We start from the raw sequence: 16,193 nt of genomic DNA on the forward strand, positions 1-16,193 counted from the left end.
ATTGCATGTGGTCACAAACGGTGAATTCGGGCATCGCGCTCGCCAGGCGCAGTATATCCATACAGATAAAGCAACACGCGCTGGGCTATGCTTGGGCGTTGATAACCCCAATGCTGTACGCCGCGTGCTACATCTTTATCAAGAGTCAGTTGAACGGCGGTGGTGCGTCACACTCTCCTGAAGGCAACTGGGACGTGCTGAGGGCGTTTGCGGGCGTTACCCTTTTCCAATGGTGGATGTCGGTCATTCAGGAAATGTCTGACTTCATGAGGAAGAACAAGGGGCTGCTGCGAGGCGTCAATGTAGGCCCGATTCCGTTCGTTCTGGCTGTGTTATTTGAAGGTGTCATCGGGTTGCTCATCAGGGTGGCGTTGATACTGATTGCCATCCCTGTCCTGGGGCTGTCGTTTCCTTCGCAGCTCTCTTCGTGGTTCTGGATCTTGTTCTCCCTGGGAGCATTGCTCATATCCGCTGTTACCATCGGCGCCATCCTGGCCCCTTGGTCGGCGCTCTATGCTGATGTTCGCAAGGGCCTCAGCTCCGTCAGTCTGCCTGTGATTCTGATATCGCCCATCTTTTACCCGGCCCTTGAGCAATCCTCTGGTGCTCTCTTCTGGTTGAATTGCATCAACCCACTGGCTGCTCCCTTGGCAATACTGGCTCGATCGCTACACGATCTTGGTTCTGTCTACATGCTTCCTCTGGTGATCAGCACCGCAGTGTTGATCGCCTTGCTGGTCTGGTCGCTCAATCTTCTTCATCGCCAGGTACCTATTCTTCTCGAGCGGTTGGGATAACTTATGACTGTATTGCTTGAAGTCGATGACCTGTGGAAAAAGTACTCCCGTGACCTGAAGTCATCTGTCAAATATGCGGCCCGGGACATATTGAGAAACGCTGTCAATATCGGAAAGCCAGAGAACAACGAGCTTCGCAGCTCTGAGTTCTGGGCGATCAGGAAAATGAATTTTTCGCTTCGCCGGGGCGAAGTGCTGGGCGTGCTCGGTCACAACGGTGCCGGCAAAAGTACTCTGCTCAAATGCATTGCCGGCAAGCTCGCGGCCGATCGTGGTCGGGTCATAAGAAATGGTGAGCTGGGCTATCTACTGGAAATGAGCGCGGGCTTTTCGCCCACCATGACAGGGCGAGACAACGTGGCTGTGCGTGGTCGCCTCATGGGCATGACTGGCAAGGCGCTCAACGCCTATATCGCCGAAGTGAAGGACTTTTCCGAGATCGACGAGTTTTTCGACTCGCCAGTCCAGTTTTATAGTTCGGGTATGAAATCCCGACTCGGATTCGCCGCGTCCTCTGTCATGAGTCCGGATATCCTGATCATCGACGAAGTGCTTGCCGTGGGTGACCTTTCATTCAGACTGCGCTGCTATGAGCGCGTCAACGAGCTCGCTCGAAATGCGGCAGTCATATTTGTCTCCCACTCCATCGGCCAGGTCGCTCGTTTATGCAACCGGGGGCTATACCTCGAAAAAGGTAAGGTCGTGTACGAGGGAGGCATTCAGTCCGCGATCTCCCTGTATCAGGACAAGTTGGGTGATCAGAACGAAAAGAAGCGCGGACATGTTTTTCACCCCGAGCGTATATCCTTCAAGTTGCTGGTGAATGGCATTGATTTCGTCCCCGGTGCGCCGCTGCCTTATGGGGCGAATCTCACGCTCGACATTGATATCAGCAAACTGCCTCGTGATGCAGTGATCAGGCCGCTGTTGCGCGATGGTTCGCAGAGCGTTCTTCTGGACTGGAACTCGGTTCGGTCTGGTCTGGTCTGGCCTGCCGAGTCCAGTCGTATGCATGCAGATCTCGGGCGGGCAGAGCTGGCACCTGGAGCCTATTCGATTTCCATCGAGGTCATGAGTCCTGATGGGGTCGATCACGTATCGTTATCGGAGTCGACGCCATTCCGCGTGGCGGGGTCCTACCTAAACGCCATCGCCATCCAGAAGACCGCAGACTGGCGATTCGTGGAGTGACGTCCATTTCGGCCCTGTGATGAAGTCATCGCAGGGCCTGCACTCTCCCAGGATTGAACGCATGAAGGAATCTGAAGTCCCGACCGACGTAACGGCAGATATTGTCCGCGTATTCGTGGCAGCGACTCCCGCAGAATGGCTGCCGATGAAGGTGCTGGAGTTTTCCATCTGTGAAAACACTCGGCTTTCAGTGCAGCTCTCTGCCATCTATACCCATCAGCGGTCCATTCCGGTCCCAAGGGATGCTATCAACAAGGCCCGAACACCGTTCTCGTTCCAGCGTTTCCTCATCCCCGAGTTGTGTGCGCGTAACGGCAAGGCCATTTACATGGACGCTGACATGCAGGTGTTCCATGACATAACGGCCTTATGGAACCGTCCGTTCGGGGAGGCTGTTCTGCAAACCGTGGGCAGTGCCGCCGGCGCGCGTCGCTCCCAGTTCAGTGTCATGCTCATGGACTGTTCCCGTCTTGGCTGGAACATCGACGACATTGTCAGCCAACTGGACAAAGGCGAAATCAATTATCAAGAACTCATGTACGACATGAAGCTGGCCAGTCCGATTTCGTATTCGATTCCCGAGACTTGGAACTCACTTGAGCGCTTCGTACCGGGTGAAACCTGTCTGTTGCATTACACAGACATGAATACCCAGCCTTGGGTGTCGCTGGACAACCCAAACGAAGTGCTGTGGGTTTCCTGCCTTCGTCGTGCACTTGATGCTGGTTTTATTACCCTCGCCGATCTGACGCGTGAGATCGCCCAAGGCCACGTTCGTCCGTCACTGTTGTCTCAGGTTTGCGCAGTCTCGATGGAGGCCTGGAAGCCTGCGTTCAGCGATAGGCTTCGGGACGCGCAATTTACTCCCCCCTTTTATTCGATCGCTGCCTCTCGCTGGGGAGCTCTACGGGGGGGCGGGTCAAGGCTGTTGCGCGCGGGACGGTTAATACTTCGGCCTTTAATGCGGCAGAAGGCGCGCCCCTGATGTTATTATCTGCGCCATTGCGCTCCACGCAGCAGCTCGACCTGTAATTAGATCCTACCCCCGACTTCGTTGACGCAGGCTTCGTCAAGGAGTGCAGTTTGCGAGTCGTGACGACCCTTTTCAGCTCATCAGTATTTTTTCGGAAACAAGTATATGACCCAGCGAGTACTCATTACCGGCGGTGCAGGCTTTATTGGTAGCCGACTCGTCAAGGCTCTTCTGCGCCAGGATCCAGCTCAACAAATATGGGTATTCGATAACCTGCACCCACAAGTGCATGGCGAGAACCCTGAAACCCCGGTTTTTCCTGAAGGTGTGCATTTCGTTCGCGGTGACGTCGCTGACGCGGCTGCATTGATTGCCGTTGTTCAGCAGGCGCAGCCAGAACTTGTCTATCACCTGGCAGCAGAAACCGGGACGGGGCAGTCATACGACGAGCCAACGCGTTACTGCGCAGTGAATGTGTTGGGGACGACCAATCTCATTGAGGCACTTCGCGGTGTCGACACGACGCGCCGTGTAGTGCTGGCTGCTTCGCGCGCCGTTTATGGCGAAGGCGGTTACCGTGATGCTGCTGGGGTAGAGTTCGTAGGTCTGCCACGCCAGCCTCAAAGCATGACCGAGGGGGACTTCAGCGTTCCGCTACCTAAAGCCGCCAGCTTGCCGGCTACACCTTCTGCCAGCCACTCAGGTCTTCCGCCAGCGCCTGCTTCGGTCTATGCATCCACCAAGCTGATGCAGGAATATCTGCTTTGTCAGGCAGGCGAGGGCGCAGGCTGGGAAGTCACCATTCTGCGCTTCCAGAATGTATACGGGCCTGGCCAGTCCCTGCGCAATCCTTACACTGGCGTTCTCTCCATTTTCGCGCGTCAATTGATTGCGGGCGGTCAACTGGCGATTTTCGAAGATGGCGAAATCGCGCGCGACTTCGTATTCGTCGATGATGTGGTCGCCTCACTGGTGTGCGCTAGCCTGCATCCAGTCGAGCATGGCTCGATTATTGACATTGGCAGTGGCGAGGCCGTCACTATTCTCGACATGGCCCGTATGTTGATGCGTGCGCTGGGTGTATCGGATGACGCTTACACCGTCACAGGTCAATTCCGGATTGGTGACATTCGTTATGCTTGTGCGGATATCTCTGCAGCTGCGGCCAGGCTTCAGTGGGCACCGCAGGTCAGCATCCAGAGCGGTGTTCAGCAGCTTGCTGACTGGGCAAAGATCGAGTTCAAAACAGCAACCTTGTAAGGGAAATTTCGTTGGAAAACGATGACGTCATTCGGGTTTACGTTGGTGTTGATCGCTCGCAATTGCTGGCGGTTCCTGTCTTGGAATATTCGATCAAGCGGCACACGACGGCCAGAGTCGAAGTGATCCCGATGCTTGACCTGCCTGTTCCGGAGCCCAAGGATCCGCGCAACGGCCAGCGTACCGGCTTTTCGTTCAGCCGTTTCTGCATCCCCAAGCTGGCTGGTTACAGGGGCAAGGCTATCTACATGGATGCGGACATGCTGGTTTTCCGGGATATCCGCAAGCTATGGGATCTGCCTTTCAACGGTGCAAAAATTCTGATTCAGGAAGAGGTGAAGTTCGCGGACGTCACCATGGCAAAAGAAAACGCGCCCAAGGAAAGGAAAAAGCAGTGTGCCGTCATGCTGCTGGACTGTGCTCGCCTGGATTGGGATGTCAATGAAATAGTCCAGGGCATGGATGAGGAGCGTTACACCTACGACCAGTTGATGTCGAAACTTTGCATTCTCCCTGAGAACGAAGTGGGTTATGGCGTACCCTTCGAATGGAACAGCCTTGAGCATTACGACGCGGGCACTTGTCTGATTCATTACACCGACATGGGAACGCAACCGTGGGCTTCGACGCGCAATTCGAATGGCTATCTGTGGTTTGACGAGGTGCGCAGAATGCTCAAGGCCGGGGTATTGAGCATTGAACAGATCAGGGACGAGATCGCGCATGGTTACTTCCGCCCCTCACTCTTCCGTGAGATTCGTTACGGGCACCTGGTCCCTCAGCCCTTTCGCTCCTTCTTCAATGACAGGAACGAAGCGTATGACAAGCGCTGTGGTTACATACCCCACAAGAGCGTTTATGACCAAAAGCGAATTCGCAACAAGGCAATTAAGGAATACGAGCGTTCGATCAGCCGTGTAAAAAACTAGGATTTCAGATGCGCAGCTATATAGAAAAAGTCAAAACGGCGATCAGTGGTGTATTCGGTCGTGATCAAGATGAGGTTGTTGTGGAGCCTGTCCACGAGTGCCCCACCGAGCCTAGCTGCGAACGTATTTTATTCGTCGCCAACGCGCTCATTCCAACACTGCAACTCAGCTTCCTTAAACCATTGGCACCTAGAATCGAGCAGGGCACTGTGGTGACGGAACTGTTGAGTGAGTTCCAGATGAAGGAGCAGATTGATCTTCGTCTCTCCAAAGCTGAGGTGCAGGCTTGGATCAAAACGCGTGTGATGCAATTCAAACCCACCATCATGGTGTTTTGCAGATACAGCGGTCCTCACACTGAATACCTCACCAAGTTAGCCGGAAAGCTGAGTATTCCTACCGTTTTTCACGTTGACGACGACTTGCTCAACGTGCCTTTGGAGATTGGCAAGAAGAAGCATGAATTCCATAACCGCCCGCCCAGACTGGAGGCTGTTCGGCATCTTTTGGAAAACGTGAATCTGATCTACTGCTCGACCAAGGCGCTGGAGCAGCGTTTTTTGTCGTACGGTTTTAAATCGAATTTCAAAGTGGGTGAGATCTACTGCTCAGGCAAGGTCCTGGCGCCTTCCGTGAATCGGCCGGTGAAAAAGATCGGTTACATGGGATTTGACCATGCTCATGATCTTGAAATGGTGCTGCCTGCACTGATTCAGGTGTTGCGCAGAAATCCTGAGGTTGAATTTGAACTGTTCGGCTCGATCCCTAAGCCTACGGTGCTGGAAGAGTTTGGTGATCGCGTTAATGTCATCCCGCCCGTTCCGATATATGAGGAATTCCTTGAAAAGTTCTCCTCGCTGAACTGGGATGTCGGCATTTGCCCGTTGGCCAAAACCGACTTCAACGCAGTCAAGGCCAACACGAAGTGGGTTGAATACACATCGGTAGGGACGGCAGTCGTAGCGAGCGCTGACACGATCTACGATGTTTGCTGTTCAGACGGTTGCGGCTTGCTTGCGACCACGACAGAGGAATGGATAAGCGCTGTTGAAGCTTTGATTCATGACAGCCAGAGGCGTTCGACGCAGGTCGCCAAGGCGCAGATGAGGTTGGTCGCTGACTATTCGATCGAGCGACTGGAGCGCCAAGTGCTCGACGTTCTAAGCAGTGCACGAAAAACTGTATAGACATCAATTTGCCCGGTTGTCGGGCGTGGCGTCTGAAGGACCAACGGAAACAAAAAAGCCCCGAGCGTCGGGGCTTTTCTGTTTCTGATGCTGCGGGCAGTGCAGGTTGCTACGATAAAAATGCCTTGAGCGCCTCTGTGTGCTCCTCAGACGTTGATCCGTGACTTGTATCGTAAATAGTTGAATTGATTGGATATTTATAGATGTTATAAAAAATTGTACTCATATATGTACTCATCCACACTCATGGGTCGCTCATGTGCAGTTGGACTTGGCCAGCGGACTACGAAGCCAAGCTTGTGTACCTACAGTTTTAGAGAACGCATTTAGACTGCTTGGCACCGCCCGGCGAAGTCTCCGAGCCATCTCTGCGACAAGACCGATGTTCTCTACCTACAGAATGCCCTTTTTAGGTAGAACTCGGCAGGCTGGGACCGCTGCTCTTGCCCTGTCCCGGTTTGCAACAGGCTTTTCTCTGCTCGTACCCCTCTCATTCTCTGCATGCCTCATGGCTTGGATGAGCTGTAGATTCAGGCGGGATTCGCAGCTTATGGTGACAAGCGCCCGTGGGGCGTAGAAGGCTCATGGTAAGGCTACCGCATTCCCTGTATCTTGACGTCTCCAGTGCCAGCACGTTGGATAAAGCAGTGTGCCGCGCACCGCACGCGACTTGAAATTTTACTACGAAGCTAAAAAAACATGGATTTACGGCACCTACCAAAAACTTCTGACCTTTACGGTCGATACTATACCGCGGAAGGAGTTGCAGGCCTTTTGATTGACAGGATGTCTGCTTGCTCTCCAAGCTTAGTAATCGATTTAGGGGCAGGAGACGGTGCCTTAGTGGGAGCGGCCAGTCTTCATTGGGATCAAGCGAAATTCATCACTGTTGACATTGATCAAAATGCGGGAAGTTCGTCTCTTTCAAAAACCCAAAGAGAGCTATTCACACATCATGTTGGGGATGCGCTCGATGGCTCTATAGACGAAAAAATAGGGGTGCCTTTCGGCTCTGTAGATTCTGCATTGTGTAATCCTCCTTATATTCGACCGAAGTGGCAAAAACATTTCGGTGAGATTCTTGAAGACGCGGGGCTGAGTCACATTCTCCCGCAGCTGAGCACTGCCCCTGCGGAAGTGTTGTTTATTGCGCAAAATCTTCGGTTTATTAAATCGGGTGGCAAATTAGGTCTAATTCTTCCGGATGGCATAGTAGCAGGGGAGAAATACTCAGGGCTCCGTAAAGTCTTGGCTACATCGCACTCTCTTGAAAGAGTTGTGGAGTTACCTCGCGGGGTTTTTAAGAGGACGGATGCTAAAGCGCATATTGTAATCTTGAGAAAAAGTCCAGGTGCACGAGACGCCATAAAAGTTCAGCGGCTTGAATCAAACGGTTTACTGTCGAGAGAAATATCCGTCTCGGCGGAAGAGGCAGGCACACGTTTAGATTATTCCTACCTAGTAGCCGCAAACTCAGATCAAAGTTGTGACCACGTACTATTGCGCGACATTACTACAATGCTCAGGCGTGGTACATTCTCATCAAGTGAGCTGAAAACCTGCCCCCTTCCTGTTTTCCATACCACAAATTTCGTCCTGGGACAGGTCCAGGTTCCTCCTAATTTCACATTGTTGCCAAGCGTTAGAAATCTGGCTGGTGGAATTGAAGCTATTGCCGGAGATATTTTGTTGGCAAGGGTTGGAAGGAATTTAGAAGAAAAAGTATGTGTTGTGGAAGCGGGAGTCGTTCTGGTTTCAGATTGCGTATTTATTCTTCGGGTAGCACCCTTCGCCCGCCAACAAGTCCTTGGTTATCTGACAGGGGGGGCTGGTCGAGCAGCTATTCGTGCTATCGCCCATGGTGTCGGTGCTAGATTTATAACAACCGAAGCTTTGCTCGACTTAAAAATTCCAAGGCAAATATATGAACGCTAGCACTAAGTCAATTGACTCCAGCGTGCTGAGCACTACTTTACAACACCGAGCAGACTATATTCCGCTTGAAGACTTGCATCGCGAGACCTCAGATGGAGGGGCTTTATTTCAGCGCGTTACACTAGAACTCACTAATAAAGCATTACGGACCGTTGTGGGACCTCGCGGGTGCGGGAAAACTCACATGATGCGGTTTGCTTGGCTTTCTTGCCGAGAGAACAAAAATAAGCCTTTCGCAATATTCGCATCTTTTCAACGTTATTTTCGCCTTGAGCCTTTGCTGTCGAGCAACGCTGGAGCTTCACAGCTTTTTCATTCTTGGGTTTTGGCTAGGATATTACTTTCTACACGTGAAAGCAGCGAGGAATGGCTACCCAAGTTATCTGTAGTGGACGAATTGCTTTTCTCGTATGGCTATGCTTATGAGTCGCTTTTAACGCTTGCAACAAAGCTAGAGCGTAACCAAACCATAGAAGGGGATCTCGCTAAACTCTCCGACTCTCTATCTATTGACCGTGTGAAGCGCATTGTCGATGAACTTTGCCACACTGCAGGCCGTAAATTCTCAGTGCTGCTGTTAGATGACGCGGCGATGACGCTTACTCCGGAGTATCTAATCGAGTTTCTCGATATCGCTCGATCGCTCAAATCCTCTACCATTGCTCCCAAAATTTCAGTTTATCCTGGGACCACTGAAATGAGTCCTCGCTTCCATATGGGGCAAGACGCTGTGTCCATCCCGGCGTGGATCTCGACAGAAGACTCCGAATATGAGTCGATCATGAAAGATATTGCAGCAGTGAGGGTGAAGAAACTTGAATCAATACCCGATGATGTTCAAGCATTACTCAGGTTTGCCGCATTTGGAGTGCCGCGCGCTTACCTAACCATGTTAGAGGATTACCAGCGAGGTGGCTTTAGGACTGCTCAGCAGGGTGTGACTCGTATAATCAATGAGCACCTCAGCGCGCGTCTTGGTGAGTTTAGAACCCTTGGGAAAAAAGCACCTAAGCTAGAAATATTGGTTGCATCTGGCGAGAAGTTGGTCCATGCGATCTGTGTTTCACTCAAAGATTACAATCGACCGTTGTTAAAGCGTCAAGAAAAGGGAATAACGTATGGGCTTCGGACAGAGGTGATTGAACCTCTGTTAGAACGAACACTGCGGTTGTTGATTGAGGCTGGATTAATCTTTGATGACGGTGAGGTTAAGCATGGTACTCCATTACGTATATACAAAAAATTCATACCCCATAGCAGCCTCCTTCTAAATATAGGGGCTTTCATCGCCGAGGAGGGATCTGGTTCTATTAAGCAGAATTTAGAAGCTATTAGATTCAAGTCTACGAAACATCCACTTAGGAAGAGTTTGGCCTCTATCGTAGGTAAGGAGTTTGTAAAAGGACTTAGCTTGGCTTTGCCGCAGTGTGCAAACTGTAAGGAAAGAAGACTTTCAGATAATCAGCGTTTTTGTCATGCTTGCGGACACCAGCTAGTAGATGCATCTGCTTTTCACCAGTGCTTGGACGCTTTAATTGACGAAGTTCCTGGTTTGACAGACTGGCAAAGAAACCAAATTAGGGAGCATCTCCCGTTTTTTAGAACAATTCGGGACTATCTGGCTAAACAGGATCCGGCGGCAGATTTGCTAAGCGTGTCGGGGTTTGGTCGTAGACGTACAGCTCGCATTGTCGATGTGCTAAACAGTTTTGTTGATGATTACCTATCATGAGTAATTATGCAGCAATCGTGACGGTGCGTCCGCTCAAAACCGCAATTGATACGGAAAAGCTCTTTGATGGCAGTTATGTTGAAAAAGAAGGGTCTCCTGTAGATTTGTTTTTGGATAACTCGCTTTTATTAAATAAGCATTGGACGAGCTTGGGGCCGACAGAGGAGATAGCTCCTGAAATTAGCAGGTTGCTATTAATAGGTTATCTCTCTGCAGTTGAGGGGTATATGCGGTCGCTGATTACTAGGCTGATTCATTGTGATCCTTTCACCAGAGATCTATGTGCGCCACACCAAGTGTCCTACGCTGCTGCTATACATCATTCCAAAGAAGCACTCCCAGATGCTTTGTTGGAAGAAACAAGCTTTTCAACGCAAAAAGTAATAGCCCCGTCACTAAAAAAATTTGTAGGGCTGGAAAATGTATCAGTTGGCACTCGTAATCTTTTGGAGCAGTTTGACCAAATAATTCAACTACGCCATTGTTGTACTCACAGGTTTGGCAAGCTTGGAGTAAAAAACGCCTCAGCATTAGGCCTTCATGCTCATAGTAAATTTTTAGAGAAACCAGTGTCGCTAAATAAGGTCTCCATTGCAAGTATCGCAGATTTGACCTTTACGCTTGTAAAAAGTCTAAATAACGACGTTTTTGGTTTTGTTATGAATCGGACTGCAACTGGAAAACTTCCGCAGCGGGGAAGTCTTGGTATAGGCTGGACTTGGCACAAGGCACGTGACCGTTCCATGTTCAATAAATACTACGATATTTTTTGCAGTAAAAAAGATGCTACTCCCTCCCTAGAAGCTGAGGCAGTTTACGATTTGTTCCGGGAAGCACATCGTAATGTTGGAAAGAAGCCGAATAAAGTTTCAAAAACATAGTTTTTGGAAGTGCGCAGGTAAACCATAAGTGGTATTAGGTCTGCCTCTAGAAATGTTGGGTTCGCTGACCTTGTCTAGTTGAATTTCGATTGGCTGTTGCTGTGATTTCTTCGAGATTGTCTGAGGTAGTAATGATTTGTCCTTCGACATTCAAAAAGTTACGCGAGATGTAGGTTTTCACTTTTAGCACAACAGGCTGTCAACATCGTTCTTAGTCATGTCAGGGGCCGCCGCACCGGCTCATCGGGCCTGCCCGATGAACGGAGCGCCGGGGCGTAGCCTTCATCCTTGACGTGTTAGTAGTGACCTTAACCTCTGCAAGGGAAGCTGATGGACGTTCTTCCCGTCAGCTTCCCGCCGCGTCGCAAGGCAGACCTGGGGAGTCCAGAGGGGCAAAGCCCCTATGGCCCTAGCAGAGCGGGGGGAAACGTCGTTCCCGGCTCTGTTCCTCATTACGGCAGCCTCACGGGCCAAAAACTGATCCGCTGCATACTCAAGCGCAGCCCAGTATTTCGAGTCTCCGATAACCAAGTTGCCCGCGATGTTTTTTTGCTTAATCATCTGTCGATCCCCGGAATCCAAAGTCCGCGCTTCACGAACTGTTTGAATGCGCCTTCCACGTACAGCGTGCCGGTACGTACCTGCCATGCGCGATAGCTCCATTTGACAGCGAGAATCGAGAAGGGCAGTGTCATGGAAAAAATACTGATGCAAGTGAGGGCCATTCCACTTGTTGCCAGGCTGTACAAAGCGATAAGCGGGCAAAGCACCGCAAATGCCCAGAACGTTCGAGATTGTCGCGTGTGTGACTTGATAAGACTGGTTTGCTCTTCTTCGCTCATACCGTCAAGTTGAGCACGCCCCTTTTTTTTGATCAGCGGCAGCAACACTTCCGTAATTGATTTCTGATCTCGCTTTGTGAGGACGCCAAAGCCGCAGTCCGCGGAGCACGTCCATGGGTAAAGCGATTTTTCGTCCGCTTCTGCGTCGCGGTGGACGAACATCACGCCCTTGTCGCACATAGGGCAGTGCGGGTTTCTTATCGTGCTCACCAAGTCTTTCAAATGCCGGTGATTAGATGAAATATTGCGCCATCCGAAGACAGAAAGCGGCATAGACACGAAAGCGAACTTTACAGCTTTCTGAGCAGTTTTAAAAAACCTCATTTCAAAGCACCTTACGCGCACAACGGCGACGTTTCACAGATATATTAGCCAATATTTTTTCAGCTACAGCGAGAAGCGCGTTCATGATGTCCTGAGCTGGTGTTTCTTCCGTCTTGGGTCCTTCTTTCATGGTTTCTTACTCCGGATTCAGTTATAGAAATTATTTTGTCCTCCTGGGCTGAAAAATCACTGAGAGGGGTCAGAGTGATGGATATGCAGTTTTTCTCGCTCATGTGCATCGATCATTCGATTACACCACCCTTGCATAACCTCACAAATGTGAGGTGAAAGTTGTATAAGTACAGGTTCCTGAGCCGGAGAAGTGCGTATGTAACCACCATCCAACCAACTTCTCGAAAGCTCGCAATAGTGCAGAACAACTTTGTTTATTTCTTTATCATGTGCATTGCCTAACCCATGCATTGTGCTCATTGCAATAATCGCAAGACTAGACATTGCAAAGTTTGCCTCTTTTATAGTCTTTGCCTGCTGTTCGTTTTCTTTTTTAAGCTGGGCATAACCCGCTTTCCATTTATTATTAACCTCGATCCATTGGCTATTTGCATCTTCAAAGCCTGCGTCGTAACCTTCATTGCGTCCTTTTTGGTAACCCTGCCTGCGGCCGATAATGACCCCTGTGGTTTCTGCATTAAAGTCATATGACATGGTTTCTATTCCTTTATGAAATTATGGGCTTGTCGTCGTTTGCGTTACGGTCCTGACTATTGGGTTTTTTGACTTCGGACGAAGAATCTTTTCCATCTGACCCCGCAGGATTAGCTGAAGTCTCAGGCAAAACACCACCTCGTGGGCCCAGCATCAGACTTTCACCGACTCGGCCACTGGGCCGGGTCGAGGATTCAGAAGAGGACGCACCACCTAATGATTCATCAGCCATATTAGGAGCAACGCCTTGTGGGCCTATGTTAAGTGGAGCCCCACCGTCTTTTCGGTCACCCCGGTCACCACCATTGTTATTGCCGCTGTCATCTCGAAGGCCAGATGTTCCTCCTCCGGGGATTGGCTTTGTTCCGACACTACCGCTGCCCAAGCTGCTTGGCCCAAATTTTTCTGTGTTGCTTCGCATCTCGCTAGTAGCTTGCGTCGACCCCATAGAGTCGATGCCGATGCCGATCCATTTCAAGACCACATCCGGCAAAGTCTGCGATAGTCCAAAGATCATGTAGATGACAGGCAGCAATAGCAGACCATACATGATTAACCAGTTGCGCCACTGGAAGAACTCAACAAACCAGCCTAAAGACTCCGCACTGGTCACGTTGGCTGCGTGCATCGCCCAAAATGCTTTACTGATGTACAGCAGAATTGGATTTGCTATTGCCATCGCTGCAAACAAACCGAAAACAATCAGTACAGGTCGAGCAAACAGGGACAACAACATTAAATAACCTTGGGTCTGCGATCCAATAAACGAACGTTCTGGCGTCATGTGCGTCAATGCCCATAGTGGCGCAGCCACAACTGATTGCAGAACACCAAGCACCCAGCCGACCACGGCAATAATGAAAATGGTATAGGGCAGTGACGGCAGAAAAACACCAAAGTAAAATGCTAATACTCCTACCCAGCTAGCGACTTCTACCAGTGGTTTTAAGAAATTGTAGATTACCCACTCAAGCAACGTGTCAGCTAGCGGGGTAGCGTCAACACTAGTTCCGAAAAAAGATACTGATCCAACCCCAGCTGCTACGGCCTTGGCACCTGATAACGCAGTATGCACGACACGATTAGTTGTAATAGCGGATGCCTGCATAAGTGCCAGTACATCACCAGTAGTCTTGATACGAGAAATTGCGTCAACATCACCATCCGTGCCAATCAGCGTGGCTGTAACGCGTTCCATGCCCCAGCCGATGAAGTTACTCATAATGCTGTCGCCACGGCTACCCAAGGTGTCGACATTCAAATCATCCAGCGATGCCGGAGCTAAAGCAGCTTTAATATCTGCTGCATTAGGCGTTACGGGTTGTTTGTAGCTTGAGCCATCAAGCGATTTGCTAATAATTGCTTGATAGACCGTTTGGTAACTGTTTAATGCCAACCGTGCCGCCGCGTCTTTAGGCAGCATATTGAGGTTTGGCTGCGTTGCAACTGCAACAGGCTCTGCAAACATAGCCCCCATCTCCTGCCTAATGCCGGAGAGACGCTGATAAAATCCCCCCGCCATCGCCCAGCCGTCTTCTGTTACATCATCGACGTACTTAGCCATTATCTTTTTTAGTGTCGTATCGTTCGCCATTTGGGACGTTAGATTTTGAGTGAGCGTATTTTGGGCTTGATTGATAATGAGGTTAAAGCGATCGCTCTTAACGGTATCCCATCCGTTCTTGTTTATATCCGTCGGCCAAGTTCTCACCCATGCATCAATATCAGCCATCACCTTGTTCATGGCAATGATTTTGGCGTTAAGCGTGGCAAGCCGTACCGCCTGCATCGCGGCCTTATTGCTAGTAATCGTAGCAGGATTAAAAATTGTACCCGTAGAGGGAGAGGTCGTTATCAGCTCCGCAGGAACACTAAAGCTATAGACCTTGATCGATCCACAAATTGGCGTTCCACCGCCAAGGTTGGTGGCCGTATTGCGATCTTTGATGAGATACGTCGCAGCCTGTCGTCCAATGCCGTCATCTACCTTGGAGTCAGGCGTTGAAAGCGCTTGTACAGCGGTATGCTGGTCAAGCGAGCCGTAAATTGCATTGAGGGATCTGGCGCACCAGCTCGACGCCAAATAGGCTTGGCCAAACTGGCGAATGTCGTACAACGGATAGTTGGGGTTGGGCTTCGCGCCACTACCAAATCCAAGCTGGCTACTAACGCTGCTGAGCGATCCGTTAACAATCCCGTTTTCAACACCGGCTTTGAATACGCCGTTGGCAAAACCAATGCCCCAAAGTCCAATTGTCAGTACGATGATCTGGATAATCGAATAGCCGCTTGAAGCGGGCAGTAAGGCTCCACCACCGAACACGATGCGCAGCGGAGTCCAAAGCGAACTCCATGCCTTGCCCATCGCTTCGCCCTCATTAGCCGTGTTAGCGACGCCGATAATGGCGATATACGAAACGAATAAGGACGCCAGTATCAGCAGACCAGAGTTGTACTGTACGAACATTGAGGCCAGCACGTTAGAGGTGGCAGTGACAGTTTCAGGGTCGTTGCCTTGTGACAAAGCGTCAATGACCGGCCCAAAGACTGCTCTAAGTACTCCCACACTTGCATCTGAGCAACTGCTTGCGCCGTCCGTTGTGTCACACGGTGAAAAGGGCATTCCTGCCATCTGGATAGTCTCTCGGGGGGAATTCACGAGAAAGTCTATAGGCGTTCGGCATCCTTTAAAAGGTATGTAAAAACTAGGTTGTGGACTATAGTCCATCTATTAAGAAAGTTTTGATTTAAACCATTGTTTTTATTATTAATATATATTTTCATCTTGATTGGGGTGTATGTATACATCGCAACAATGATGTTTATTTAGAATGGTCCGTAACGTAGACTCCAGTCACTCAAAAAATTGCCAGCAGATAAGGTGAAAAGTGAGATTCAAGCTCAAGTATCAAGACAACAAAACTTTAGGTATTCAGTACGTTGGCAACTCTGTGATTTGCGTTCGCATGCTCGATGAGACGACCAAGGGCGGCAATCAAAAGCAAACCTATGTCTGTACGATCAGCCGATGGGATACCGAGCTGCCGCAACATGCAATCCAGTTACTAAATAAGGCTGAAGTAGAGGAGTGGAAGGCGTGGAAGACAGCTCACGATGCTGCGTTTAGACGTAAGCAGCTTGAAGCGTCACTGAATACTTTACCTCTTACGTTGAGTTATGCGGCCACTGCCTTGACGGAACAGGGGTGTACCGTCGGTGAGTCCCGGAAAGCTGCTATCTGGGCAGCTTTGGATGCATTCAATCGCGCCCTGTTGAACGCCGGAGTAGACCGCCCCTCACCAGCTCGCGGTCGGCTACCTTCGATAAAATTGGCGTCCCCAGAAATAGGATTGCCAATAATGCCGAACCTTGAACAGCTCGGCTCTCCGCTTGAATGTGCCTATCGCGGGATAGTGGAACGCTACAAGGCTTTACAGGCTCGCTATGCCGCCACAAAATCAGATACCGATTAGACG

At 50.3% G+C, this 16,193-nt stretch carries 14 protein-coding genes; 10 read left to right on the forward strand and 4 right to left on the reverse strand.

All coding sequences use genetic code 11. The annotated features are described in order from the left end of the window. Positions 1–5: 5 nt before the first annotated feature. The 9 genes from AC0IXS_RS19370 to AC0IXS_RS19410 all read left to right on the forward strand — a co-directional run bounded on the left by AC0IXS_RS19370 (position 6) and on the right by AC0IXS_RS19410 (position 10,885). Positions 6–797 (forward strand): ABC transporter permease, encoded by a 792-nt coding sequence (locus AC0IXS_RS19370; protein WP_057409460.1) that lies wholly within the window; start codon positions 6–8, stop codon positions 795–797. Between the two features lie 3 nt (positions 798–800). After that, positions 801–1,988 (forward strand): ABC transporter ATP-binding protein, encoded by a 1,188-nt coding sequence (locus AC0IXS_RS19375; RefSeq protein ID WP_057409461.1) that lies wholly within the window; start codon positions 801–803, stop codon positions 1,986–1,988. Positions 1,989–2,049: 61 nt separating this feature from the next. After that, positions 2,050–2,973 carry a glycosyltransferase gene (locus tag AC0IXS_RS19380; protein ID WP_057409462.1) on the forward strand — a complete coding sequence of 308 codons (924 nt, stop codon included), beginning with the start codon at positions 2,050–2,052 and terminating at the stop codon, positions 2,971–2,973. Positions 2,974–3,126: 153 nt separating this feature from the next. Continuing rightward, the gene (locus AC0IXS_RS19385) at positions 3,127–4,221 is read left to right on the forward strand and encodes an NAD-dependent epimerase/dehydratase family protein (RefSeq protein ID WP_057409463.1); all 1,095 of its coding nucleotides are present in this window, start codon (positions 3,127–3,129) and stop codon (positions 4,219–4,221) included. Between the two features lie 11 nt (positions 4,222–4,232). Beyond that, the gene (locus AC0IXS_RS19390) at positions 4,233–5,150 is read left to right on the forward strand and encodes a glycosyltransferase (protein ID WP_057409464.1); all 918 of its coding nucleotides are present in this window, start codon (positions 4,233–4,235) and stop codon (positions 5,148–5,150) included. An 8-nt stretch (positions 5,151–5,158) separates the two neighbouring features. Continuing rightward, the gene (locus AC0IXS_RS19395) at positions 5,159–6,337 is read left to right on the forward strand and encodes a glycosyltransferase family protein (RefSeq protein WP_057409465.1); all 1,179 of its coding nucleotides are present in this window, start codon (positions 5,159–5,161) and stop codon (positions 6,335–6,337) included. A 699-nt stretch (positions 6,338–7,036) separates the two neighbouring features. Next, on the forward strand, positions 7,037–8,272 hold the full coding sequence (locus tag AC0IXS_RS19400; RefSeq protein ID WP_081021761.1) for an N-6 DNA methylase: 1,236 nt from the start codon (positions 7,037–7,039) through the stop codon (positions 8,270–8,272). 184 nt (positions 8,273–8,456) lie between these two features. After that, positions 8,457–10,004: a hypothetical protein gene (locus AC0IXS_RS19405; protein ID WP_057409466.1), complete on the forward strand. Its 1,548-nt coding sequence runs from the start codon at positions 8,457–8,459 to the stop codon at positions 10,002–10,004. Next, positions 10,001–10,885, forward strand: a complete 885-nt coding sequence (locus AC0IXS_RS19410) for a hypothetical protein (protein WP_155516718.1) — start codon at positions 10,001–10,003, stop codon at positions 10,883–10,885. Before AC0IXS_RS19405 ends, AC0IXS_RS19410 begins: the two co-directional genes overlap by 4 nt. Positions 10,886–11,442: 557 nt before the next feature. Here the strand turns inward: AC0IXS_RS19410 and AC0IXS_RS19415 are convergent. Genes AC0IXS_RS19415 through AC0IXS_RS19430 form a run of 4 tightly spaced genes read right to left on the reverse strand, consistent with a single transcriptional unit; the run spans position 11,443 to position 15,349 of the window. Next, on the reverse strand, positions 11,443–12,051 hold the full coding sequence (locus AC0IXS_RS19415; RefSeq protein ID WP_057409468.1) for a hypothetical protein: 609 nt from the start codon (positions 12,049–12,051) through the stop codon (positions 11,443–11,445). A gap of 1 nt (position 12,052) precedes the next feature. Further along, on the reverse strand, positions 12,053–12,181 hold the full coding sequence (locus AC0IXS_RS19420) for a hypothetical protein (protein ID WP_268873441.1): 129 nt from the start codon (positions 12,179–12,181) through the stop codon (positions 12,053–12,055). A 56-nt stretch (positions 12,182–12,237) separates the two neighbouring features. Next, entirely contained in the window at positions 12,238–12,717 is a 480-nt protein-coding gene (locus tag AC0IXS_RS19425) for a FliH/SctL family protein (RefSeq protein ID WP_057409469.1), read from the reverse strand. A gap of 13 nt (positions 12,718–12,730) precedes the next feature. Beyond that, positions 12,731–15,349, reverse strand: a complete 2,619-nt coding sequence (locus AC0IXS_RS19430; protein ID WP_081021762.1) for a DotA/TraY family protein — start codon at positions 15,347–15,349, stop codon at positions 12,731–12,733. 256 nt (positions 15,350–15,605) lie between these two features. On the opposite strand from AC0IXS_RS19430, the gene AC0IXS_RS19435 reads away from it, so the two are divergent. Then, a complete protein-coding gene (locus AC0IXS_RS19435) occupies positions 15,606–16,190 on the forward strand; it encodes a hypothetical protein (RefSeq protein WP_057409471.1) in 585 nt (194 codons plus the stop codon). Positions 16,191–16,193 lie beyond the last annotated feature (3 nt).

This window comes from Pseudomonas sp. AC016 (genome assembly GCF_979253365.1).